General features: G+C 64.4%; 20 protein-coding genes and 1 pseudogene. 13 read left to right on the top strand and 8 right to left on the bottom strand.

Features of this window, described 5'->3' with window-relative positions; all coding sequences use genetic code 11:
• Nucleotides 1–214 precede the first annotated feature (214 nt).
• From WS92_RS02135 to WS92_RS36250, 4 genes and pseudogenes are all read left to right on the top strand, one after another.
• Nucleotides 215–1,387, top strand: a complete 1,173-nt coding sequence (locus WS92_RS02135) for an acyl-CoA dehydrogenase family protein (protein ID WP_082744035.1) — start codon at nucleotides 215–217, stop codon at nucleotides 1,385–1,387.
• A 97-nt stretch (nucleotides 1,388–1,484) separates the two neighbouring features.
• Nucleotides 1,485–2,582: an IS5 family transposase gene (locus tag WS92_RS02130; RefSeq protein ID WP_082761070.1), complete on the top strand. Its 1,098-nt coding sequence runs from the start codon at nucleotides 1,485–1,487 to the stop codon at nucleotides 2,580–2,582.
• Nucleotides 2,583–2,939: 357 nt separating this feature from the next.
• Nucleotides 2,940–3,620, top strand: coding sequence for a TetR/AcrR family transcriptional regulator (locus tag WS92_RS02125; RefSeq protein WP_015603268.1), 681 nt, complete (start codon nucleotides 2,940–2,942; stop codon nucleotides 3,618–3,620).
• A gap of 81 nt (nucleotides 3,621–3,701) precedes the next feature.
• Nucleotides 3,702–3,959, top strand: a pseudogene (locus WS92_RS36250) (hypothetical protein); the annotation flags it as partial.
• Nucleotides 3,960–4,042: 83 nt separating this feature from the next.
• Here WS92_RS36250 and WS92_RS02115 read toward each other — a convergent pair.
• The 7 genes from WS92_RS02115 to WS92_RS02085 all read right to left on the bottom strand — a co-directional run bounded on the left by WS92_RS02115 (nucleotide 4,043) and on the right by WS92_RS02085 (nucleotide 12,560).
• On the bottom strand, nucleotides 4,043–5,104 hold the full coding sequence (locus WS92_RS02115; RefSeq protein WP_141667950.1) for a helix-turn-helix domain-containing protein: 1,062 nt from the start codon (nucleotides 5,102–5,104) through the stop codon (nucleotides 4,043–4,045).
• A gap of 352 nt (nucleotides 5,105–5,456) precedes the next feature.
• On the bottom strand, nucleotides 5,457–6,908 hold the full coding sequence (locus WS92_RS02110; RefSeq protein ID WP_082743799.1) for an MDR family MFS transporter: 1,452 nt from the start codon (nucleotides 6,906–6,908) through the stop codon (nucleotides 5,457–5,459).
• 225 nt (nucleotides 6,909–7,133) lie between these two features.
• Nucleotides 7,134–8,267: a molybdopterin-synthase adenylyltransferase MoeB gene (gene moeB / locus WS92_RS02105; RefSeq protein ID WP_041862011.1), complete on the bottom strand. Its 1,134-nt coding sequence runs from the start codon at nucleotides 8,265–8,267 to the stop codon at nucleotides 7,134–7,136.
• 26 nt (nucleotides 8,268–8,293) lie between these two features.
• On the bottom strand, nucleotides 8,294–9,388 hold the full coding sequence (locus WS92_RS02100) for a CE1 family esterase (protein ID WP_242425350.1): 1,095 nt from the start codon (nucleotides 9,386–9,388) through the stop codon (nucleotides 8,294–8,296).
• Between the two features lie 23 nt (nucleotides 9,389–9,411).
• Entirely contained in the window at nucleotides 9,412–10,221 is an 810-nt protein-coding gene (locus tag WS92_RS02095; RefSeq protein ID WP_059932981.1) for a redoxin domain-containing protein, read from the bottom strand.
• 151 nt (nucleotides 10,222–10,372) lie between these two features.
• Nucleotides 10,373–11,845 carry a coproporphyrinogen-III oxidase family protein gene (locus tag WS92_RS02090; RefSeq protein ID WP_059932977.1) on the bottom strand — a complete coding sequence of 491 codons (1,473 nt, stop codon included), beginning with the start codon at nucleotides 11,843–11,845 and terminating at the stop codon, nucleotides 10,373–10,375.
• A gap of 106 nt (nucleotides 11,846–11,951) precedes the next feature.
• Nucleotides 11,952–12,560, bottom strand: coding sequence for a peroxiredoxin (locus WS92_RS02085; RefSeq protein ID WP_015603668.1), 609 nt, complete (start codon nucleotides 12,558–12,560; stop codon nucleotides 11,952–11,954).
• A 774-nt stretch (nucleotides 12,561–13,334) separates the two neighbouring features.
• Between WS92_RS02085 and WS92_RS02080 the strand changes: the two genes are divergently transcribed.
• The 8 genes from WS92_RS02080 to WS92_RS02045 all read left to right on the top strand — a co-directional run bounded on the left by WS92_RS02080 (nucleotide 13,335) and on the right by WS92_RS02045 (nucleotide 20,140).
• A complete protein-coding gene (locus WS92_RS02080; RefSeq protein WP_006028151.1) occupies nucleotides 13,335–14,108 on the top strand; it encodes a class I SAM-dependent methyltransferase in 774 nt (257 codons plus the stop codon).
• 19 nt (nucleotides 14,109–14,127) lie between these two features.
• Nucleotides 14,128–14,475, top strand: a complete 348-nt coding sequence (locus WS92_RS02075; RefSeq protein ID WP_009915906.1) for a hypothetical protein — start codon at nucleotides 14,128–14,130, stop codon at nucleotides 14,473–14,475.
• A gap of 28 nt (nucleotides 14,476–14,503) precedes the next feature.
• Entirely contained in the window at nucleotides 14,504–14,953 is a 450-nt protein-coding gene (locus WS92_RS02070) for an SAM-dependent methyltransferase (RefSeq protein ID WP_006028150.1), read from the top strand.
• 37 nt (nucleotides 14,954–14,990) lie between these two features.
• On the top strand, nucleotides 14,991–15,824 hold the full coding sequence (locus WS92_RS02065; protein WP_006028149.1) for a metal-dependent hydrolase: 834 nt from the start codon (nucleotides 14,991–14,993) through the stop codon (nucleotides 15,822–15,824).
• 70 nt (nucleotides 15,825–15,894) lie between these two features.
• Nucleotides 15,895–16,161, top strand: a complete 267-nt coding sequence (locus WS92_RS02060; protein WP_009915902.1) for a MoaD/ThiS family protein — start codon at nucleotides 15,895–15,897, stop codon at nucleotides 16,159–16,161.
• A gap of 5 nt (nucleotides 16,162–16,166) precedes the next feature.
• Nucleotides 16,167–17,402 (top strand): acyl-CoA dehydrogenase family protein, encoded by a 1,236-nt coding sequence (locus WS92_RS02055; RefSeq protein WP_059932975.1) that lies wholly within the window; start codon nucleotides 16,167–16,169, stop codon nucleotides 17,400–17,402.
• 3 nt (nucleotides 17,403–17,405) lie between these two features.
• Nucleotides 17,406–18,236, top strand: a complete 831-nt coding sequence (locus WS92_RS02050; RefSeq protein WP_006028146.1) for a hypothetical protein — start codon at nucleotides 17,406–17,408, stop codon at nucleotides 18,234–18,236.
• A gap of 293 nt (nucleotides 18,237–18,529) precedes the next feature.
• Entirely contained in the window at nucleotides 18,530–20,140 is a 1,611-nt protein-coding gene (locus WS92_RS02045; RefSeq protein WP_171845178.1) for a xylulokinase, read from the top strand.
• 132 nt (nucleotides 20,141–20,272) lie between these two features.
• Here the strand turns inward: WS92_RS02045 and WS92_RS02040 are convergent, their stop codons facing one another.
• Nucleotides 20,273–21,178 carry a hypothetical protein gene (locus WS92_RS02040; RefSeq protein WP_059932973.1) on the bottom strand — a complete coding sequence of 302 codons (906 nt, stop codon included), beginning with the start codon at nucleotides 21,176–21,178 and terminating at the stop codon, nucleotides 20,273–20,275.
• Nucleotides 21,179–21,361: 183 nt separating this feature from the next.
• Here WS92_RS02040 and WS92_RS02035 point away from each other — a divergent pair, with 183 nt between their 5' ends.
• The gene (locus tag WS92_RS02035; protein ID WP_059932971.1) at nucleotides 21,362–22,783 is read left to right on the top strand and encodes a pyridoxal phosphate-dependent decarboxylase family protein; all 1,422 of its coding nucleotides are present in this window, start codon (nucleotides 21,362–21,364) and stop codon (nucleotides 22,781–22,783) included.
• Nucleotides 22,784–22,899 lie beyond the last annotated feature (116 nt).

Here is a 22,899-nt window from a genome sequence, read left to right as displayed (position 1 = left end):
CCACGGCCTTTCGCTGCTGCGGCGCGTTCGCCGGGGAGCCGGATGCCGCCGTGCGATGTGCGCATCGTAGCGCCGCGAATCCAATAAATCAATCGATTGATTTATTTTTAGAGGGTTCCTAGAATCGGCACGAACGACGCCGTTCCGCGAAGGCCGTTCCCCCCGGAAAGCAGGCCCCCGGAAGGCCGGCCCGGCGAACCGACAGGAGGCACCGATGCATCCCATGACCCCGAACCCGGCGTACTACCGGCCCGAACACATCGAATGGCAGGACACGCTGCGCCGCTTCGTCGCCAAGGAGATCTCGCCTTACGTGAACGACTGGGACGAGGCGGGCGAGTTTCCGCGCGAGCTGTACGAGAAGGCAGCGCAAGTCGGGCTGCTCGGCATCGGTTTTCCGGACGCATACGGCGGGATCGAGAGCGTCGACATGTTCCATCGGCTGATCTGCTCGATCGAGCTTGCGCGCTGCGGCGCGGGCGGCGTCGTCAGCTCGCTGATGTCGCACACGATCGGCGCGCCGCCGATCGCGCATGCTGGCAGCGATGAACTGAAGGCGCGCGTGCTGCCCGGCATTCTCGCGGGCCGCAAGGTCTCGGCGCTCGCGATCACGGAGCCGGGCGGCGGCTCGGACGTCGCCGCGCTGCGCACGAGCGCGATGCGCGACGGCGATCGCTACGTCGTGAACGGCGAGAAGGTGTTCATCACGTCGGGCATCCGCGCCGATTACTACACGGTTGCCGTGCGCACCGATCCGGGCGCGATGGGCGCGAAGGGGCTGTCGCTGCTGCTCGTCGACGGCGGTACGCCGGGCTTGTCGAAGACGCCGTTGAAGAAAATGGGCTGGTGGGCGTCCGATACCGCGCATCTGCGCTTCGACGATTGCCGCGTGCCGGCTGCGAACCTGATCGGCCCGGAGGGCGGCGGCTTCGCGCTTGTCATGCAGAACTTCAATCTCGAGCGCTTCAGCCTCGCCGCGTCGGCGCTCGGCTTCGCGCAAGTCTGCTACGACGACGCGCTCGACTGGGCGCGGCAGCGAAGGACGTTCGGGCAGCGCGTGGCCGATCATCAGGTGATTCGGCACAAGCTCGTCGACATGGCGATGCGCATCGGCGCGACGCGCGCCTGGCTCGAGCAATGCGCGTGGCAGATCGATCACGTCGACAGGCGCGCGCCGGAGCTCGTCGCGACGATCTGCATGCTGAAGAATTTCGCCGCGCAGACGATGCAGTTCTGCGCGGACGCCGCCGTGCAGATCCTCGGCGGCATGGGCTACATGCGCGGCACGCGGCCCGAGCGCATTTACCGCGAGGTGAAGGTCAACATGATCGGCGGCGGCGCGGAGGAGATCATGAAGGACCTCGCCGCGCGGCAGCTCGAGTACTAGCAGGCTGTTGAATTTGGGCCCAGCGTAAACGGGCGTTGAGAGTCGCGCGTTATGGATATCGTGTTCATGACCTTGGGCAATGAGAGCGATGCGCGGAATGGACGAGATGCAAGAACCGCTGTTCACAACGGTCAAGCTGGAAGACTTCGTGCCGGCCGATCACCCGCTGCGGCCGGTACGGCAACTTGTCAACGAAGCGCTCAAGCAGCTCAACGGATTGTTCAGCGTGATCTACGCGGACAGCGGCCGCGCGTCGATTGCGCCGGAGAAGCTGCTGCGGGCGTTGCTGCTGCAGGTGCTGTACTCGGTGCGCAGCGAGCGCATGCTGATGGAGCAGATGCGCTACAACCTGCTGTTCCGCTGGTTCGTCGGGCTGGCGATCGAGGACGCCGTGTGGGACCACTCGACGTTTTCCAAGAACCGCGACCGGCTGCTCGAACACGAGGTCGTCGAAGCGTTCTTCACCAAGGTCATGGGCTTGGCCGAGCAGCGTGGCCTGCTCTCGCGCGAGCACTTCTCGGTCGATGGCACGCTGATCCAGGCCTGGGCCAGCCACAAGAGTTTCCGCCCCAAGGACGGCCCGGGCGACGAGCCGCCCGCGGGTGGCGCTCGCAACGCCGACACTGACTGGCGTGGCCAGCGGCGCAGCAACGAGACACACCAGTCGAGTACCGATCCGGATGCACGCCTGTTCAGGAAGAGCAAGCAAAGCGGGGCCATCCTCGCTTACCAAGGACACATTCTCATGGAGAACCGCTCGGGCCTGGTGGTGGGTGCCGTGGTGAGCCATGCCGACGGCTTTGCCGAACGCGCGAGCGCCCTGCGCTTGCTTGATTGTGTACCGGGCCGCCATGCCAAGACGCTGGGCGCCGACAAGGGTTACGACATGCGCGACTTCGTTGGCGATTGCCGGGCACGCAAGGTGACGCCGCACGTGGCACGCAACGACACCCGCCAAGGCGGCAGCGCGATCGACGGCCGCACCTCGCGGCATGCCGGCTACCGGATCAGCCAAGTCATCCGCAAACGCATCGAAGAGCACTTCGGTTGGGGCAAGACGGTGGGCCGGATTCGGCAGACGGTGTATCGCGGCATCCGGCGCGTCGATCAGCACTTCAAGCTGACGATGCTCGCCAGTAACCTGACTCGCATGGCTCGAATACTGACGGTGGCGTCGCCCCGAGTTGCGCAATAAGCCGCCTGAGCGGGGCCGACGTGCGTCGGCATGCCGGCTGGCATGTCCACCAGCCGGGAGATTTGCATGGTGCTGCTGTAATTCACCGCTTGATCGCACGTGAAATCCTTTTAACCAGCGCTCCGGTTGTCATGACGGAGGGCTTTTCAACAGCCTGCTAGGGGCTGTTTGCATACGGAACGCACATGCGTTGCCACGAGAGCGGCCGCTCGTCGCTTGTTTGGCTCGGCCAAAACGGCGCGCGCGGGCGGATCGGCTTTGCAAGCGTTTGAAACTCGCCGATAATCGCTCGAATGACGGGCGTCGCCGCGGCTTCGCGGCGGCGAGCGCCGGTTCGAAACATCGCATTGTGATTCCATGAGCGCCATACCTCAGGCCGCGCGCAAGCGCGGGCGTCCCGTGAAGGGCGAGAGCGCGACGCTGCGCGACGAGCTGATCCTCAAGTCCGCGAAGCTGTTCCGCACGCAGGGATACGAACGAACGACGGTCCGCGACATCGCCGCAGCAGCAGGCGTGCAGGCGGGAAGCTGGTTCTATTACTTCAAGACGAAGCAGGACATTCTCGTTGCCGTGATGGAGCAGGGGATGTCGAACGCGCTCGCGCGGATCGAGGCGCTCGACGTCGAGAACCTGCCCGCGCGCGACGCGTTTCGCGCGCTCGTGCACACGCACTTGCAGACGCTCGTATCGCCCGATCACGATTTCATTCCGGTGCTGCTGTACGAATGGAAGTCGCTCGACGAAGCGATGCAGGCGAAGGTGCTGAAGCTGAAGGATCGTTACGAGGCGGTATGGGACGGCGTGATCGCACGGCTGCGGGCGGCGGGCGACTGGCCCGCGCCGACGCCGGTCGACCGGTTGCTGATGTTCGGCGCGTTGAACTGGGTCGCGCAGTGGTACAAGCCGGATGGGGCGCTGGGGCTCGACGCGCTCGCCGATCATGCGGTGCAGTTCCTGTTGCGCACGGGAGCGCCGCCGCCGCAAGCGCCAGCGGCCGCGAGCGCGGCGAAGAGAAAGCGCGCCGCGAAAGCGGGCTGACGCGGGCGAACCGCTTTTCGTTCGATGTCCGGATCGTTGCGGCGCCGGCCGTGAAAACGCGTTCGGCAAGCCGCTGGCAGCCGGCGGCTCAACAGCGCGACCAGTGGCCCCGACGACAATTTCAGGCCGCCGCTTTCGGCGACGGTGACGGGTTCGGGACGCGCGTACTTCCATTCGGCTCCGGCGTCGGCGTGCGTCACCAGGCGCATTTTTGTCGTACCCGGCGATATCGTGACGGTCTACAAGCCGTACAAGCACTGGTATCAGGTGATGTACGTGAACGACAAGACCGACGAGGCTTTCGAGGGGTGGGTCGAGGAGCGCCGCCTGCGCCTGGGCGACCTATTTGGGCGGCGGGCAATAGGCGGCCGCGCTCGATTGTCGCGAGCGCCGATGCGGCGCGATACGGCGAGTTCGCCTTCTCAGGAAGCTCCAGTGGGAAAGTGGCGCCGCTCGTTGAAATCGAGCGGCACGTCGTGTTGCGTTGCCTTGCCGTTGCCCGAGCGCGGCTTGACCGCGGTATTCCGCCTGATCTCCGACGGCGCGCAGCCGAACTGACGTTTGAACAATTTCGCGAACGAGGAGTTGTAGCAAAACCCATAGCGGTCGGCGAGTTCGGAAATCCGGATGCGGGATTCGGTCGAGTGTCTCAGGATGTAATAGATCTTTCTCAGTCGAAGAAGTTTGATGTATTCGGCGACGCCCAGATTTTCCCTCGAAAATAATCGATATAGCGCGGCGCGCGAGAGGCCGATGTCATGGCAAATGGAATCGACGCACAATTTCGGCGATTCCAGATGGTTGTTGATGTAGGTTTTGACTTTCCTGGTCAATTCGATTTCCAGGTTCGTTCGAACGGGCCCGATAGGGTCGTGGGCCGCAGATGTCGCGGCCAGCAGCATATTCAGCGTGACGTCGCCGATGGCTTTCGATTCGGCATGGGAGATGGCGCCGACGTGCTCCGCGAGACCGACGATGTACTGGGAGGCGAGCGACGCCATCAGCCCGGAAAATACGGTGCCGTGCCGCGAGGAGAGATCGATGGGGATGAAATTGCGCGGAACGATCAGGATGACGACGTCGCCGGACTGAACGTCGATGCACAGCGGCCGAGCCGGGTCGGCAAAGAAGAGCTGTCGGGCGTCGATGCGAACGATGCCGGTTTCGGATGTCGACTGCCACGCATGCTCGCGGGAGGCGCAGAAGAAATAGTGATCGCAATCACTGCAATGGGTGCGCTGTATGGTCCGGATGGCCTCATGTGTGACGAGGCCGTTCGAGATTGTCGCCGGGTAGCGAAGCGTGCCGAGCATCAGGCTGCCGACATGCGCGCCGCTGAAAAAACTGTCCGGCCCCGCAGGCGCGGCGGCGTCAGTCTGACCCCGCCGGAGATCGTCCATCGCGTCCTGATTTTGCGAGGGTTCGAATTCTTTGCTCGCATCGAATTTTATGTTTGGAAATCGATATATTTCTACATTATCCATGTCCCTCTCCAAGACCGGATGATTCGATTGAATTAATAGTTCTATTGGATTTCTATATTTATATGCGAAATCGATATTCGGGGGCGTATTTGTCGACCGTCGCATGGAACCGATGCGGTTCGCCGGTCCGTGCGCAAGATCGCACTTCCACCGCGTGGGCGCGGCTCATGGGACGTACCACCGACGATGAGGTGGCGCGCGACGCGCGCAAAAGCCCGGCGCGCGGATGCGCAATGCTGGACGCATCGGCGCAGCCGGCCGCCGATGGGCGTCGCCGTCGCGCAGATTTCCGCGTCGATCGTCGCAAGGGCCGTCGCGTGCGAAACGGAAGGGGCGTTGTGGCCGAGCGGGCTCAATCATGTGCGGGCGCTCCCTGGGCGTCAGGCGGCGCGTCGTCCCGATCCACGAGCGCAAGCTCGGGCAGCCGTAACAGCACGACAAGGGCGAGCGCGACGATCGCCGAGCCGACCGCGAACGTTTCGGCGATCGAACTGCGGTAGATGTCCGCCAGGCCGCCGGCCGCCTGGTGGATCGGGCCGCTTAGATGATGCCCGGCGAGCGCCGTGCGCGCGGCGGCTTCGGTGGCTGGCAACTGACTCGCGATGATCGCGCTCGATCCGGCAATCCCGACCAGCCCGCCCAGCGAGCGAAAGAATGTCAGCATCGCGGTGCCGACGCCGCGCTGCGCGACCGGCAGCGCGTTCTGGACCGCGACTGTCATGTTCGGCATGACGAGACCCAGTCCGATTCCGAGCATGAAGACGCAGGGCTCGATGAACCAGTAGCTGAGGCGGGTCGAGATGGACCAGGCGAGCAGCGCGAACGCCACGATGGCGATCGACAGTCCCGCCATTTGCGTGGGCTTGTAGCGGCCTATGCGCGCCAGGATGCGGCCGCCCATCACCGACGAGATGACCGCGCCCAGCATCAGCGGCACCATCAGCAGGCCCGATTCGGTCGCTCCCGTCCCGCTGACGAGCTGCGAAAACAGCGGCAGGAACAGTGTCGCCCCGAACAGGCCCATGAATGTCAGCGACATCACGATGCACGCGATGTTGAACACCGTGTTGTCGAACAGGTTCGGGGGCAGGATCGGCGCCGCTGTGCGCCGCAGGTGGACAAGCAGTGCCGCGGTCAAGACCAGGCCGGCACCCGCGCTGCCATAGACCTGCGGCGAGTGCCACGGCCATGCGGAGCCGCCCAGCGAGAGCACCAGCAGAAACGCCGTGACGGCCGCCGTCATCAGCAGCGATCCCAGGTAATCGATTCGCTGCGCGCCGCCGGGCTGCCCGGGGCGCAGCTTGCGGACGATGTTGTACAGCGCCGCGCCGCCTACCGGGAGATTGATCAGGAAAATCCAGTGCCACGACAATGCATCGGTGATCACGCCCCCCAGCAGCGGGCCCATCACGCTCGTCGCGGCGAAAACCGCAGCGATGCCGCCTTGCTTGTGCCCGCGCTGTGCGGGCGGAATCAGATCGGCGATGATCGTCTGGCTCAATGGCAGGAAAGCCCCCGCGCCCAGGCCCTGCACCACGCGCGCCGCGATCAGCTCCGTCAGGCTTTGCGATAGGCCGCACAGCAGCGAGCCGACGAGGAACACCACCACCGCGATGAAGATCATCCGCTTGCGGCCGAACTGGTCGCTGAGCTTCCCGTAAAGCGGCATCGACGTGGTGGAGGACAGCACGTAGGCGGTCACGATCCACGAGCTCTTGGCGATGTCGCCGAGATCGGACATGATGCGCGGCAGCGCGGTTGCGACGATGCTCTGATCGAGCGTGCCGAGGCCGATGACCACCATCAGGGCCCAATAGATCGTGCGGATTTCGCGCGCGCTCGGCGGCGCGTCAGGTATCCGGCGTAACGCGTGCCGCGCTGGCGGACGCGCGGGTTTTCTCGAAAGCGGGACGTCGTTGATGCGGGAGGCCGGGGCGTTGGCGAGCGGGCCGGATCGTGCCGACTTCCTGAATGGCTTTCCCATTTGCTCTCCCTTGGTTCATCGAAACGACACGTCAGAGCGCCACGATCAATAAATCGGCATCGCGGGATCGACGCAAGCCGCCCAGGCGCGGATGCCGCCCGACAGGCTTCGCACGTTCCCGAAGCCGGCCTGGCGCAGGAGCGCGGCGGCCGTGCTGCTGCGCTTGCCCGCAAGGCAATAGACGATGATGTCCGCGGCGGGATCGACCTCGTGCAGGCGCCCGCTCAGAACACTCATCGGGATGTGCTTTGCGCCTTCGATCCGGCAGATTTCCCACTCGTTCGGATCGCGCACGTCGAGCAGCGTCAATTTGATCGACGGATCGCTCAGCATCGATTGCAATTCCGCCGCCCCGATTTCCGCGGTCTCGGGAAGCGGCATTCCGCAAGCGGGCTGAGCGGCCTGCTCGCGCACCAGGTCGCGAATGATGGGGCGGGCGCCGCAGATCGGGCAATCCGGATCCTTGGCGAGCCGCAGTTCGTGCGTGCGCATGCTCAGCGCGTCGAACGTCAGCAGTCTTCCGATGAGCGGCGTTCCGATGCCCAGGATCAGCTTGATGACCTCCGTTGCCTGAACGACGCCGAGCAGGCCGGGCAGCACGCCGAGCACCCCGCCCTCGGCGCAGTTGGGGACTTCGCCGGGAAGGGGCGCCTCGGCGAACAGGCATCGATAGCAAGGGCCGTGCTTCGCGTGGAATACCGTCGCCTGCCCGTCGAACCGGAAAATGCTCGCATGGACGTTCGGCTTGTCGAGCAGGACGCAGGCGTCGTTGATCAGGTAGCGCGTGGGGAAGTTGTCGCTGCCGTCGGCGATGATGTCGTAGCCGGCGCAGATGTCCAGCGCGTTGTCGGGCGTCAGCATCGCGTCGTGAACGACAATCTCGATTTCAGGGTTCTGCGCGTTCAGCTTCTCCTTCGCCGATATCACTTTTCTGCGGCCGACGTCGCACGTGTGATGGAGGATCTGCCGCTGCAGGTTGCTGACGTCTACGACGTCGCTGTCGACAAGACCGAGACGTCCGACTCCCGCCGCCGCCAGATAAGTGGCGAGCGGCGATCCCAGACCGCCCGCGCCGACGCACAGTACGCTGGCCGCCTTCAAGCGGCGCTGCCCATCCATTCCTATCTCGGGCATGATGAGGTGCCTGCTGTAGCGCTTGATCTCATTATTGGACAGCATAAGATACTCCGTCTCGTCAGCAATGTTTAGCGTTGAGCCAGCTCCACGCACCGGGACGTTCGATGCGACGGCCGGTACCGGTTCGCTGCCCCGCGAGGCCGTGGCGACGGGATCGCGCGGGTCAGCCTGACTGCATCGACCTTTGCTTCGGCGCGGCCGCGCGCGCGGTTCGCCGCGATCATGCGGAAGAAGCGCCAGATTTCAAGCGGCGCGTCGACCGCGGTGCTGGTTCTGCCGAACAGGCGCGGGAACGCGTAGCGCGGCTGGGGAATCGTGTGTCCGCCGCCGTGAATCGTGATCAGCACGTTCTCGTCGCCCCATGCATCTCGCACCGCGTGGGTCTTGCGATCCCGGGGAAATAGGTCGCTCGCTTCGTCGCGATGGTGCTCGGCGTCGGGGCGGGCGAACGAGCGCGCGGTCTCCTCGGCGGACAGTACCGGACCGAGCGCACGCAGGCCGTATGGCGAGAGTTCGCCGCCTCGGTACGGATTGATCGGATCTGCCGTGCCGCTGATCGTCATCATCGGCACCGCCACGCGCCTGCCAGCGTGTCTGCAATCGGCCGGCGCGGGCCGATTGGCCGAAATCGCGGCAAAGCCGGCGAGGTCGTCCGTCATCTCGAGCGCGAGGCGAAAGCACATGTGCCCGCCGTTCGAAAATCCGACAACGAAGACGCTGGATCGATCGATCCCGTAAACGGATTCAAACCATGCGATTATTTCTCGCGTGAAGCTGACATCGTCGACGTTGCGTCGCGTCGCCGCGTTCTTGCGCCCTTTCTGGCAGGTATTCCAGTTGCCGCCGACGCCGCGCGGATAGGCGAGCGCAAAGCCGTTCGCGTCGGCTAGCGCGTCGAATTCGAACGCCGTGTATTTCCGGATCTGTTCCGGCGTACCGGAGCCGCCGTGAAAGACGATGACGAGCGGCGCATTCGGAGGCAGGGACGGCGGCGTGACATGCAGGAACGTGCGGACCGTGTCGCCGACGCACAACGATTCGAGGCGCGCCGGCGGCGCCGGCTGTCGGTCCGGCGAACGCATCCGGCTTCTGCGGAGGGCGAATGCGCAGACGCTTGCGAGCAAGCTCGCAAGCGTACCCAAGACGACAGTGGTCGGATGCATGTCGATGGACGATCGTGGCCGGTTCAGAAGTTCTGCCGCGCAATCCGCTCCGCGTCGGCGAGCTCGTGCGCGAGCGCGAGCCATCGTGTCGCCGAGAGGAACGTCTGCCTGGTTTTCGTCGGATTGAGTCGCCGCACGTCCGCAGCCACGAGATTCCCGTTCCGGTCGAACAGGAAGCCGCTCTCGTGCGGCAGCAGCATGCCCCACACGCGATGCGACAGCGGCGGGGCGATGCGAACGCCCATCGCTTGAAACAAGTTGCCGTCCGGATCCGCGGCGAATGCGAGCGAGATGCCCTTTGCGCGCCACCAGTCGTCGTGACGGCGGGCGCTGACGGCCAGAACGGCAACGCCGAGGGTTTCCAGGCGACGGGCCACCGTTGAGAGATCGGCGAGATGAAGCCTGGAGTAGGGGCACCAACTGCCTCGATACAGAATGAGCAGCAGCGGCCGGCCGTTCGCGAATCGCGCGAGATCGATCGGATGATGGCCGAGGCGCGCCCATCCGTTCCCGGAGCGCGGAGGAGAAACCGCATCGGTTTCGCCGTCGGCCGGCTCGGCGATGTCGTGCCGGCTTTGGACGGATGCGGGAAGTTCCAGGTCGCGCTTCAGCACATCGTCCGGTGTCTCGGTGAGCGGATACAGCGATCGCTTCATGAAGGCGTCCACCGAAAACGCCCAATCCATCCGGCTGCCCGCGCGGTAGTGCAGCCAGAGCAACGGAATGAGCAGAAAACGGATGCCGACCCACACGCCGGCAAGCGGAGTCCGCACCGCGGCGACGAACGGGGAGTGACGGCGAATGCGCGGTTCGTTGGATGTTGTCACGATCATGGGCACGGAATGTCGGCGCTGAGTCCGATCGTCAGGCGGCGTTTCCCCGACCGCGCGGCCGCGTTGCGCGCGAATCGGCTGGGCGGCCGACGCGATTCGCTCGCGATCGGCCGTCCGGCCGGACGGATTACCGGCGTGCGAAGGCCGGCGTTCAGGCCACCTTGTTGCAGACCGCGGTGGTGAACGAACCGATGCGCTCGTGCAGGTACACCGAGATGATTTCCTCGTGCAGCGCTTCTCCGTTCAATGTGGGCAGGAATGCGTTGCCGTTGTCGGTCGACCGGATCAGGCCCTTGGACAGGAGTTCCGAGAAGACGGTCTTGAAAGGCTCGTCCTCGACGAGATCCACGCCGTATTCGCGCCTGAAGCGGTCGATCTCGATCGGCTGACGGGATTTGTACGCGAAACCGAGCGCGGTGCCGACGGCCTGATTGCCGGTAAGCAGACGCCCGAAGGCGAGCGGCGGCGTGTCGCTCGATTCCATGTGATGGAGGTAGCCGCTGATGTCTGAGCTGTTGTGCGTCTGGATCACGCTCCGGTTGGCGCCCGCGAGCCAGCCGTATGCGCCGGGGCCGAACGCCAGCATGGTATCGAAGCGCTGCCACTTGTTGCGGGACACGCGAGGAATGTTGCCTTCGCGATACGTGCCGGGCAGGCTCCACCATCCGCATGGGCTCGGTTGATAGCCGTTTCGCACGAGATGCTCGACCGCGCGCTCGCGCATCTCGTAAGTCGCGCCGAGCGTCGGAAACAGGCCTTGCTCGACGAGCCGGTTGCGAACCTTGGGCACGTTCCACACTGCCCGGTTGCCGATCCCCATTGACTGCCGATCCGCGTTGCGCAGCCGATAGATCGTGATGGTCGGGACCCTGAGTTCGACGAGCGTGCGCAGATCCTCGGAGACCGTTTCGGGCGTCTGATGCGGAAGGCCGAACATCATGTCGACGTTGAATGGGAAGCTGGTACTGCGCAGGTTGAGGATCGCCTGGCGCGACATGTCCGGCGTATGGCCGCGATTGGTGAACTGGTTCACCTCCGGCGTGAAGGATTGCACGCCGACGCTGAAGCGGTTGAACCCGATGTCGCCGAGCGCTCGGACCTTGTCGATGTCGCAGAAATTGTCCGGATTGCCTTCGATGTTCAGCTCGCATTCCGGCGTCACGTGGAACGTCGACCGGACGTGATCGAGAATGCGCTTCAGATGCGCCGGAGTGAGGACAGCGGCCGTGCCGCCGCCGATATAGAAGGATTCGATCAGCGCGCCGGTGACCCACGGAACCTGCCGGGCGTACAGCGTGGACTCCTTGATCAACGCATCCGTCCAGCGATCGAGCTGGGCGCCGCGCGATGTCGGCGAGGCGAGCTGCTTGACGTAGTTGCAGAAGTGACAGATGTACTCGCACAGCGGAAAGTGATAGTACAGATGCGCGGGTTTGCCCTGCCCGGGATGTTGCTTGTAGCGCTCGAACAGCGCATCGGGCTCGAGGCGCTCACCGTAGTTCGCGGTGACGTTGATGTTGTAGTCGTCCCGTTCGATCTGCAGTTCCGGGTGCCGGTCGAGAAGCGCGCCCAGATTGGGCTCGTATTCGATCGTCTCCGGAAAGTCACACGCTCTGACGTTCATTGAGGCCTCTCAGTTGATTGTTGTCGCACGACGACTGTGTGATGGAACGGGGCCGTCGCCCCGCACTGTTCGGATCGACGGCGGGGAGCGTCGCCCGGCGGCTTCTTCAGCGCGCATTCGTGTTGTCCGCCGACAAGCGTCGAACCCACGCGAGCGCCTGTTCCGCATGCTCGACCGCACTCGCGCCCGCGATCGTGGCGGCCACCTTGCCGTGCGGGGCGATGACGAACGTCGTGCGCGGCACTCGGTCATGGTCGTTGGGATCGCCGCGCGTGTCGGTTTTGCCGGGAGGTGCGGGCTCGACGGCCAGGCCGAAAGCGCGGGCCACCCGGCCTTGCGCATCTGACGCGACAGGAAACTTGCCGCCGCAGTATTGGGGATCGGCCGAGAACGCATGCAGTCGCTCGATGCTGTCGAGCGACACACCGACGATCGAGGCGCCCGCGGCGGCGAACTGGTCGATGTCGCGGGCGAACGCGTGCGCCTGAGCGTTACATCCGCTCGTGAAGGCGGATGGGTAGAAATAGACCACCACGGCGCCTTTGCGCAGCGCGTCCTTCAGCGCGTAGTTCAGCGGGCGGCCTGCCCGGGAGGCAGGCAGGGAGAAGTCGGGAGCGGCGTCTCCCGCTTGCAGGACGGCCTGCGCCTGCGGGAGATCCTGTGCATGGGGAGCGATATCGCGAGATCCCACCGAGGTGGATTGATGGCTCTGCATATTTGATAATCCGAAATATTTTCTTCCGTCGAACATGGCCCGCCGAGTGCCGAGCGGGAACATGTATTCCCCGTGCGGTGCGCGAGCCGCGGCGCGAGCATTTTATTGAGTCGCCTAATTGATTTTGTGAGCTGAATCAACCCTATTTGTCGGGGGTTTCATTCATCGATTTATTCCTGATGGATAGACTAAGTAAAGTCGTCGTTACGTGTTAGCTCGTTTTGTCTCAGAAAGATGTGGATTTGTCTCACTCGGCAATCCGCCGATCGTCAGCGAAATTGGAGAGAAATCATGTTGATTGAACTCGAGGCGCGGCGCGTACGACGGCGCTGACGCATTGCAGCGATGCCGGCGGCCGGCGGCCGGCGGAGAGCGTGCGCCGTTCGGGTGAGAGAAATGATTTTGCGAACCTCTTGTGACGGCGCGGCATGGGTGTCGAACGCGCAGGATGAAGCGGGGTCGAAAAGTTAAATGTGAAAGTTGATCGTTCGTAAATGATTAAAGTAATTGCTTGCGGGCGTCATCTTTTCGGACGGATTTCCGTGACCGGTTTTGCCCGCGATTCATGCAATGCCGGCGTGAGACAAATTGGCATCTTTCTGAGACAAAACGAACTGTCTGCGCGGCGGCGATTTAATTTAGTCTGTGTGCGAAGTGATACGTCGGATTTGCAATGCCGGGCAGCGTTTCCGCCGGAGCGAAACACCATCGATCGGCGGCGCGCGACGAAGGCCTTGTCAGGTTGTCTTGATCGGATAAACGGGAGCCACACCCATGTCGTCTACGCACGCGAGCGCAAGATTCGACGCGATTGCTGACAACTACGCGAGCAGCGAGGTTCACGAGACCAGTCCTTCTCTCACGATGCTGCGTTCGCTCAGCAACGGGCGGACGGACCTGGACGTCTGCGACGTCGCGTGCGCCGCCGGCCATTCGGCGTTCGCGTTTCTGGGACGCGCGAAATTGATGTGCGGCGTCGATCCGTCGCCCAACATGCTGCGCAACTTCGTCGCGCTGGGTCAGGCCAGAGGGGCGCCAGTCCGCGCGGTCGAGGCGTATGCCGAATCGATGCCGCTGCCCGATCGGGGCTTCGACTTCGTGGTTTGCCGGTTGGCCGCGCATCACTTCCACGACATTGCTCGGGCCCTCGCCGAATTCCGGCGCATTCTCCGGCCCGACGGCAGCGTCGTCATCATCGATCTGCAAGGCGACGACGATCCCGAATGCGACGGCGTGAACCATCAGTTGGAGGTGCTCCACGATCCGACCCACATCCGCAGCTATACCATTGCGCGCTGGCGCGAACTGCTCGAGAACGCGGGGCTGCGCGTCGAGACGCTGGAGCGCGACCTCACCGAGCGCCCGGGCGGGGTCGGTCTCGCGCGCTGGTGCGATATCGCCAACTCCGGCGACGCCGCGCACGCGGCGATGGTCGCGCTGCTCGACGGGACGCCCCAGGCGACGCTCGACGCGATCGGCGTGCGCCGTGACGACCGGGGCTACACGGTGCCCGTCCGGACCTGCTTCATCGAAGCACAAGCTCGATAAGACGATTCCCGAGCCAACCATGCCTGTCATTCACATCCTGCATCGACACACCGGAGACGGCGTGTCATTGCTTCTGCAGCAGGTCTGCGAAGCCGTGTGCGCCGTATCCGATATCCCGCTCGACAAAGTCTGGGCGTTCTGGCATCCCGTCGATCCCGCGCTGGCCTGGCGCGCGGACTGGAACCGAGAGCCGGGGGGCGGGCCGGTTGTCAGGATCTTCTGCCGCCGCAGTCATTCCTCCGCACGGGTGCAGGGCATCGTGGCCGCGGTGCGGTCGACCCTGGCCGCCGCGCTCGGATGCGGTTTCTCTTCCGTGTTTGTTCAAGTCATCCGCGTTGAAGACGAGGAGGTATTCAGTGTCGGCTAGTCAAATCACCATGGTTCCGATCGGCAGGGTGGCGTCGCCGCGTGTCGAGTTGATCGACGATCACTGGGGGGCGATCGAATCGGCGATCACGATCGATTCGCCGGCGCTGTCGGACGACGCGCTGATGGGGCTCGATACGTTCAGTCACATCGAGGTGATCTATCACTTGAATCAGGTGCCTTCGCAAGAGATCGAGCGGGGCGCGCGGCATCCGCGCGGGCGCGCCGATTGGCCGAAGGTCGGGATTCTCGCGCAACGCGCGAAAGGGCGCCCGAACCTGATCGGCGTGTCCCGCTGCCAGTTGCTGTCGGTCGAAGGCCGCACCTTGCGCGTGAGGGGGCTCGATGCCGTCGACGGCACCCCCGTGCTGGACATCAAGCCGTACCTGGAGGAGTTCGGACCGATCGGAAGGGTCAGCCAGCCTGCCTGGAGCCACGAGGTCATGAAGGACTACTACATCCTGCAACCTTCCGAGTGAGGGAGCCGGTCGCCGCGGCGGCCGCCCGATAAACGCCATGCGCCCACAGCCTGAAAGAGTCATTCCGGTTCGCCGGGTTCGACCGCGTTTCGACGTCGTCGAAGGCCGCCTGTGGTTCGGCGGCGATCGGTTCCGCACGGCGCTGTTCAACGCGTACACGCTGCTGCTGTGCGACGAATTCGAGTTCGTCGCCATCGCGCGCGATTACCTTCCCGCGATACGCGACGAGCATCTGCGGCGCCAACTCAAATCATGGCTGGGGCAGGAAGCCTCGCACGGAGTCCAGCACCGGAAGGCCTGCGATTATCTGGATCGTGTCGGCCTCCGGTACCGCGGCTTTCACAAGGTCGAGAACTTTCTCGTATTCCGGTTCCTGTTTCCGCTTCTCGGCCGGAAACTTCGCATCGCGTTGATCGCGGCGCTCGAGCATCTCAATACGCTGATGGGCGAGATGTGCCTGCGCCGGCCGGATTACTTCGCGCGGGCGAACCGCGAACTTGGCCTGCTGCTGAGCTGGCATTTCGCCGAGGAAATCGAACATCGCGCCGTGATCCATGACGTCGCGGACGCGGCCGGCGTGGGCTACGTCACCCGGATCGCCGTCGGCGCTTTCGCGTTCGCGCTCTATACCGGAGTGCTGTTCGCGACCACTTTCTGGTTCGCCGTCCAGTCTTCGGACTTGTTGCGGCCGTCCACGTATGCCCAGTGGTTTCGCTTCATGTTTGTCGACGAGCGCTTCGCACAGTTCATGCTTGCGTATGCTCGTGCATACCTGTCGCCGCATTTCCACCCGCTGAAGCGCGATTCCGACCATTTCGCCGAGGCGGTGTTCCGGCGCCTGACCCCGGCGAGAACGGCCGCAGGCGGATGAGCAAGCACATCGGCGCCGTTTCGCATCGCATCGTCGTAGTTCGAGCATGACCCCATCCGGAGGAATCGCCATGAATATCGTATTGTCAGGTGTGCTGCAGAAATACGCGCAATATCAGCGTGAGCACTCGCTGGCCGCGGAAACGGTTCAGGAAGCCATCCAGTTGCTGGTGGGACGCTTCCCCGCGATGGGCAACGTGCTGCTGGATTCGGCCGGTCATCCTCGCAAGGTGCACCGCATGTTTCTGAACGGCCATCAGATTTCGCCCGAACAAGTCGGCCAATGCGTGAAGCAGGAGGACAGGCTGGAGATTCTGACCGCGATCGCGGGAGGTTGACGCGCATGCTCGCCCCTCAATTGGACGTGATCGCGCCGGGCAGGCCTGTGTCGCGGCACGCGGACGGGCTCTTCGAACTGCCGCCGCCCGAGGACGCGACGCGCGATGCGACGAGCCGCTGGGTCGACCGGTTCTCCGGCGATCTGCTCGACGAGGTGTCGAACGAGGCCGGACAACTGGACCGGGCCGGCGCGACGCTCCGGCGCGAGGTGATGATCGAGGCGGCGCGCCGCGGATTGCTCGGAGCGTCGTTGCCGCGTCACGTCGGCGGCCTCGGCATGTCACTGCTGGGCTGGGGGCACGCGCTCGAGCGTGTGGGCTATCTGTGCGACGACGCGTCGTTCGCGTTGAACATCAGCCTGTTTCAGTCCGTGGCCAACATGCTCGTTGCGAGCGGCAACGCCGGGCTGATCGAGCGCTATGTCGCGCCCGTCTGCACCGGCGAGCGGCTCGTCGCGTTCGCCTACACGGAAGAGGCGGACGCGTTCAGCATGAAGAGCATGCTGCGCGGACATCGCGGCGACTACGTGGTGAACGGCGCCAAGGTCATGGTGACGGCCGGTGCGATGGCCGACAGCTACATGACGTATGTGATGAACGAAGCCACCGACGACATGGCGGTCGTCATGATCGACCGGGATGCGCCGGGCGTTCACGTGCAGCCGATCGAGACGATGGGCCTGCGCGCGAGCGGCCTTGCCGCGGTTCGCTTCGATTCCGTGCGCGTGCCCAAGGAACAGTTGCTGCTCGCGGAGAACGGCCTGGACCACGTGCAGAATTTTCTGAATCCGCGCCGCGGCATTCTGTGTTGCGCGCCAATCGGGCGCATGCAGCGTATCGTGGACGAGTGCGTGAAGATGTTGTCGGAGACTGTCCGGCACGGCGCGCCGCTGACGAGCATGCAACTGATACAGGCCCGGCTCGGCCGGATGCAGATGAAGGTCCACATTTCGAAGGCGCTTGTCGATCCCGCGCTGGACTGGCTGGACCAGAACGCGGCGAACAATCATCTCGAGGAGATCGTGTCGGCGGCCAAGCACGAGATCACCGAGCATGCGATTGCCGTCGCGCTCGACTCCATTCGGCTCACCGGCGCGCGCGGCTATGCGCATGCGAATCAGTTCGAGCGTTATCTTCGCGATTTCTGCGGATTGATCTCCGGCGCCGGTTCGCAGGACGTGCTGGAGGTCAACATGGGCTTACTTGCGGTTGCCCGCGCGGCGGGCCGGACGACGGGATGAAAAATGGCGCGCTATTCCACCCTGCAGGTTCTCAACGATACGAGTCTCTTCGATTCTCGCCAGTTGCTGCCGCGAAGCGTGCTGGCGTGCACGATGAGAGTTTGGGCGCAATGGCTGAAGGATCACCTTCGCCCCTTTCCACAACTCATTCGGGAATTCGGATTCGGCGTCGTCGTCGTGCGTCAGAGCATCCGTTACGAACGGCCCTTCAGTTTCTTCTCGGCCGACGAGTTCCTGGTGCATTGCACGATATCGGTACGCCAGAAGCGTCACTTGTTGCTCGGCGATGTCCAGTTCATGAACGGCGACGAGCGCTTCGCGCATCTGCAGTGCGCGATGCGGCCGCTCGCGATCGAGCATGGCAGCGACCTGGGCGCGATGCCGGCTCGCGTCGAGGGGGCGGTGCTGGACATGTTCCTCCCCGACGAGATCTCAAATGACGCAGTGGAGCGGCCGCTGCGCAAGACACTGGGTGCGTTGTCGGCGGCATCGGCGATCGCCACGGCGACGCGCGCGATCCGGATCTGCCGGCACGATTCCGAAGCGGCGGACCAGTGGTCATATATAGAAGTCGTCGCGAATGCCGCGAGCGCCCGCGAGGCGATGATCCTCGAGGCAAATCCGGCGGAGCGCCGTGAGTTGCATGCCGGGCTGGCCGCGCCCCTCGGCGGCATCGAGATCGAGATCGACCGGCCGCTGTTTCTGTTCGATTCCGCCGAAATCCATTCGACTGCCTATCGAATCGGAGATTGCCTCACGTTCGTGCATGTCTATCGATCGAGCGTAGGGGGCAGTCACGAACACGCGACGGTCGTCGAGCGATTTGCGATCTGATCGCCGAGCCGCCGGTGTGGAGACGGCGAACTCGATGGAGGCAAATTCCCGGCAAAAGGCGTGTCGAGATAAAAGGAAAATCCAGATGCGCAACGATCGCGAACGGGACAATCGTCTCCGTTGAGCCATCGCCCGCGTATCGCCGAATGCCGGTGTTGCCCGGCGCCTGCCGATGTCCTGCTGACCAGTCGGACACCGTTGCCTCGTTTTCGCGCGAGCGCGCTTCCCATCGCGGGTATCCCGAGCGCCGCCGCCGAACCCTTTCGCGGCGCTCTCTCGACTATGCTTCAAACATGTATCGCAACGTCCCGACGAAAGGAGGCGCGATGGCCGAACCCGGACCCTGCGTGCTGGCGATCGATCTCGGCACGAGCGGCCCGAAGGCCGCCGTCGTTTCGCTCGACGGGCGCGTCGTCGCGGCGGCGCGCGATGCGGTCGCGACGCTGCATACGCCGGGCGGCGGCGTCGAGCAGGACCCGTTCGACATCTGGCGCGCGGTCAGGCGTGCATGCCGCGTCGCGCTGCGTGCGTCGGGCGTCGCGCCGCGCGACGTGCTCGCGGTCGCGTGCAGCAGCCAGTATTCGTCGATCGTGCCCGTCGGCGCCGACGGCGCGCCTGTCGCGAACATGATGCTCTGGCTCGACCGGCGCGGCGCGCCGCGAGCGATGCGCGGCCTCGCGGATCGTCCGTTGCGCGCCGATTCGCTGCTGCGGCAGTGGCGCTGGTTGCGCGTGCACGGTCTGCCGCCCGTCGAAGGCGGCATTTCGCTAACGCACATGCGCTATCTGAAGTATGCGAAACCCGATGTCTACGCGCGCACCGCGGCGTTCCTCGAGCCGATGGACTATCTGAACCTGTGCTTCACGGGGCGCGCGTGCGCGAATCAATGCACGGCGTTCATGTCGCTCGCGGTCGACAACCGCAGCCTGAATGCGACACGCTACGATCCGCGGCTCGTGCGCTATTCGCGCATCGACGCGGACAAGCTGCCCGAGCTGCTGCCCGTCGATGCGATCGTCGGCCGCGTGCTGCCCGACGTTGCCGACGAGCTCGGCTTGCCGCGCGACACGCCGGTGGTTGCGGGGCTGAACGACACACAGGCGGGCGGCATCGGCGCGCATGCGTTCGCGGGCGATCATGCGGCGCTGTCGATCGGCAGCTCGAGCGTGATGATCGCGCACGTGCGATTCAAGCGCACCGACATTCGCCATGCGATCCTCAGCATGCCGAGCCCGGTGCCGGACACGTATTTCGTGATGGCGGAGAACGGCATCGGCGGCGCGGCGTTGAAACACTTCATCGAGCAGCAGGTCTATGCGGACGATCCGTTCGGCGCGCTGCCGCGCGACGATTGCTTCGCACGCCTGCAAAAGGCGATCGACGCGACGCCGCCCGGCAGCGGCGGCGTGATGTTCATGCCGTGGCTTGCGGGATCGCTCGCGCCGCGTGCGGATGCGTCGATGCGCGGCGGCTTCGTCAATCTCGGGCTCGATGCGACGCGCAGCCATCTCGCGCGCGCGGTGCTCGAAGGCGTCGCGATGAACCTGCGCTGGTTGCGCGGTCCCGTCGAGGCGTTCGCGAAGCGGCGCTTCTCGCATTTCGTGTTCTACGGCGGCGGCGCGGCGTCGGATGCGTGGTCGCAGATCGTCGCGGACGTGCTGGACGCGCCTGTTCACCGCATCGAGCAGCCGCAGTACACGACGTGCGTCGGCGTCGCGCTGCTTGCGTTCGAGCGGCTCGGCCTGCTCGGTTTCGACGACTTCGCGTCGCGCGTGCGGATTCACGGCGTCTGCGAGCCGAATCGCGCGAATGCGGCCGTCTATGCGGAAATGTCGACGCAATTCGTCGAGGCGTTCAGGCGCAATCGGCCGATTTTCAGGGCGCTGCAGCGCATTTTTCAATGAATCGATTTCGCATCGAAACAAGCAATCTCGATGAACGTCGATCGGTGAATCGCCTGATATGTTTTTTCGGCTTCGACGATGCGCGTTGCGCGCTTTGGCCGGCAATGCGCCGAACGCGCAACGGCGGGCTGCTCAGCCCGGCGCGTAGCACACGAGCCAGTCCTTGACGTAATAGCACTTCCAGCTCGCGTTGATCGGCAGGTTCAGCGAAGGCGGCGGCGGCGTGGCCGGCGTCGGCTTCGGATCGTTCGGACCGCTCGCGCGGCTCGACTGGTCGACGGACACCGGATACGGCACGTTCGCGAGGATGCCGCCATACTGCTTGCCGAGAACGAAGCCGACGGGCGTCACCAGCATGTAGGCGCCCGGATTGCCCGAGGTTCCCGTCGACCAGACCGGCTGCCCCTTGTTGTAGACGACGAGATTGCCGTCGGGCTGCATCGCGACGCTGTCCGACGCAAAGCTCTTGTTCCACAGGTAATAGGTGACGTTGTTGAAAATCTGCAGCGATTGGCGTCCGTTGAGCACCGGGAAGTTCAGGCCGAACGGATAGCCGATGACCGTCGCGAGCGCGCCGCTGTTCGGCGTGACCGATGCGAACGGCCAGGTGAACGAAGGATAGCCGCCCTGCGGCGGATAGATCGCGACGACGCCGAAATCCTCGACGACCGCGTATGAGCCCGGAATGGGCGCGGGCCCGTAATACCAGTTGCTCCAGACGACGTCGTTGCCCGAATAGAAAGCGAGCCGGCCGTCGGTCTGCATCACGAGCCGGTCGCCCGTGCCCACGTAAAGCGCGCCCTCGGGTTTCGTTCCGTAGATTTGCGACATCGAGCTCGCGCCCCATGCTTGCGTCGGGAACTTGTAGTGGAAATAGAGCTTGCCGCTCGCGGCGTCGATGCCGAATGCGAAGTTGCCGTTGTTCGATATCGCGTATTGCCCCGCGACCAGTGTGCCGCCCGATGGAATGATCGCCCCCGCCATTGCCGACATCGATGAAAACAGCATCAACAAAAGCGCCAATGCGATTTTTTTCATGAGATGTTCCTGTTTTTTATTAGGATGTCGTTCAAGCATAGCGTGAACGAAAGGAACTTCCAGGGAATTTTTAATGTGTTAATCAGGCAGCCTTAATTCGATCGGCGAGGCCGGATCATCCGACGTGCTGCCGACATCGACGCGAGTCCGCACGCCGATGCCGGCCTCGAACAGGAGGGCGTCATGGATCTCGAAGAAGGCATCAGGCGGCTCTATCCTTATGCAGCGGAATTCGGCGCGATGCACGGATTTCCCGAACATGGGATGCCGCGCGAGCGCTTGCTCGAAGAGCTGCGCTCGATGGCCGCGCGCGAAGATCGCAAATGGGAGAACGGCCGCTGCTCGGGCACGATGTACTGCGGCGACCACGAACATTATGCGTTCCTGAATGAAGCGTACGGGCTCTTCAGCCACGTGAACGCGCTGCAGCGCGACCTGTGTCCGAGCATGAACCGGATGGAAAGCGAGATCGTCGAGATGACGGTCGCGCTGTTGCACGGTGAAGCCGTGCAACAGCGCGACGGCTCGCATCGCGCATGCGGTGCGCTGAGCCTCGGCGGCACCGAGAGCATTCTGAATGCGACGCTCGCGTATCGCGAGAAAGCGCGCGCCGAGCGCGGCATCGAGCGGCCGCGGATGATCTGGCCGGCGTCCGCGCATCCCGCATTTCGCAAGGCCGCGCATCTGTTCGGCATCGACGTGATCGTCGCGCCGATCGATCCCGACACGATGCGGGTCGACACCGATTTCGTGCGCGATGCGATCGACGCCGATACCGTGATGCTCGTCGGCTCGGCATGCAATTACCCGTACGGGACGATCGATCCGATCGAAGCGTTATCGGAGATCGCTGTCGAAAAGGAGGTGTGGCTGCATGTCGACGGCTGCCTCGGCGGCTGGATGCTGCCGTGGGGCGAGGAACTGGGTTATCCGAATATCCCGGCATTCGATTTTCGTCTGCCGGGCGTCACGTCGATTTCGGCCGATACGCACAAGTTCGGCTACGGCCCGAAGGGCGGCTCGGTGCTCGCGTGGCGCGACGCGAGCTTTCGCCGCCACCAGTACTTTCTGATGACCGACTGGGTGGGCGGCGTCTACGGCTCGCCCGGCCTGGCCGGGAGCCGCTCGGGCGGGCTGATCGCGGCGACGTGGGCGGCGCTGCGCAGCCTCGGGCGCGAAGGCTATCGGGCGCGCGCAAAGGCGGTCTTCGATACGGCGTTCGACATGCAGGCCGCGGTTCGCGCGATCCCGGAGCTGCGTGTGCTCGGCAAGCCGACGTTCTGCTTCGCGTTCGCATCGGACGCGTTCGACGTCTATCACGTGAACGACTGCATGCGTCGGCACGGTTGGCGCTTCAACGGGCTTCAGCATCCGGACGCGCTGCACATGTGCGTGACGGGGCCGCAGACGCGGCCGGGCGTCGTCGAGCGGTTCCGGCAGGATCTCGGCGAAGCGGTCGACTATGCGCGACGCCATGCGCACGCGCGTGCGCAGTCGAGCGGCGTCTACGGCGGCGATTCGGCCGGACTCGATCTGCGCGACGACGCGCAGGCGAGAGCGTTCTTTACGCAGGTGCTCGATCTGTTTACCGACTGTCCGCTCTAGGGCGCGGATTCGGACACTGGACCGCGATGCATGAAGCCGGGCGTGTCGGCGGCGCATCGCGGCCGACGCCGCGCGCCGAGTCGTGCCGTCGCCTATTCGCGTCGCGCGGCCCGATC

The organism is Burkholderia sp. MSMB1588 (assembly GCF_001546925.1).
Lineage (GTDB): Bacteria > Pseudomonadota > Gammaproteobacteria > Burkholderiales > Burkholderiaceae > Burkholderia > Burkholderia humptydooensis.
Note: the sequence above shows the minus strand (reverse complement) of the source record. Positions and strands in the feature narration are given on the sequence as shown.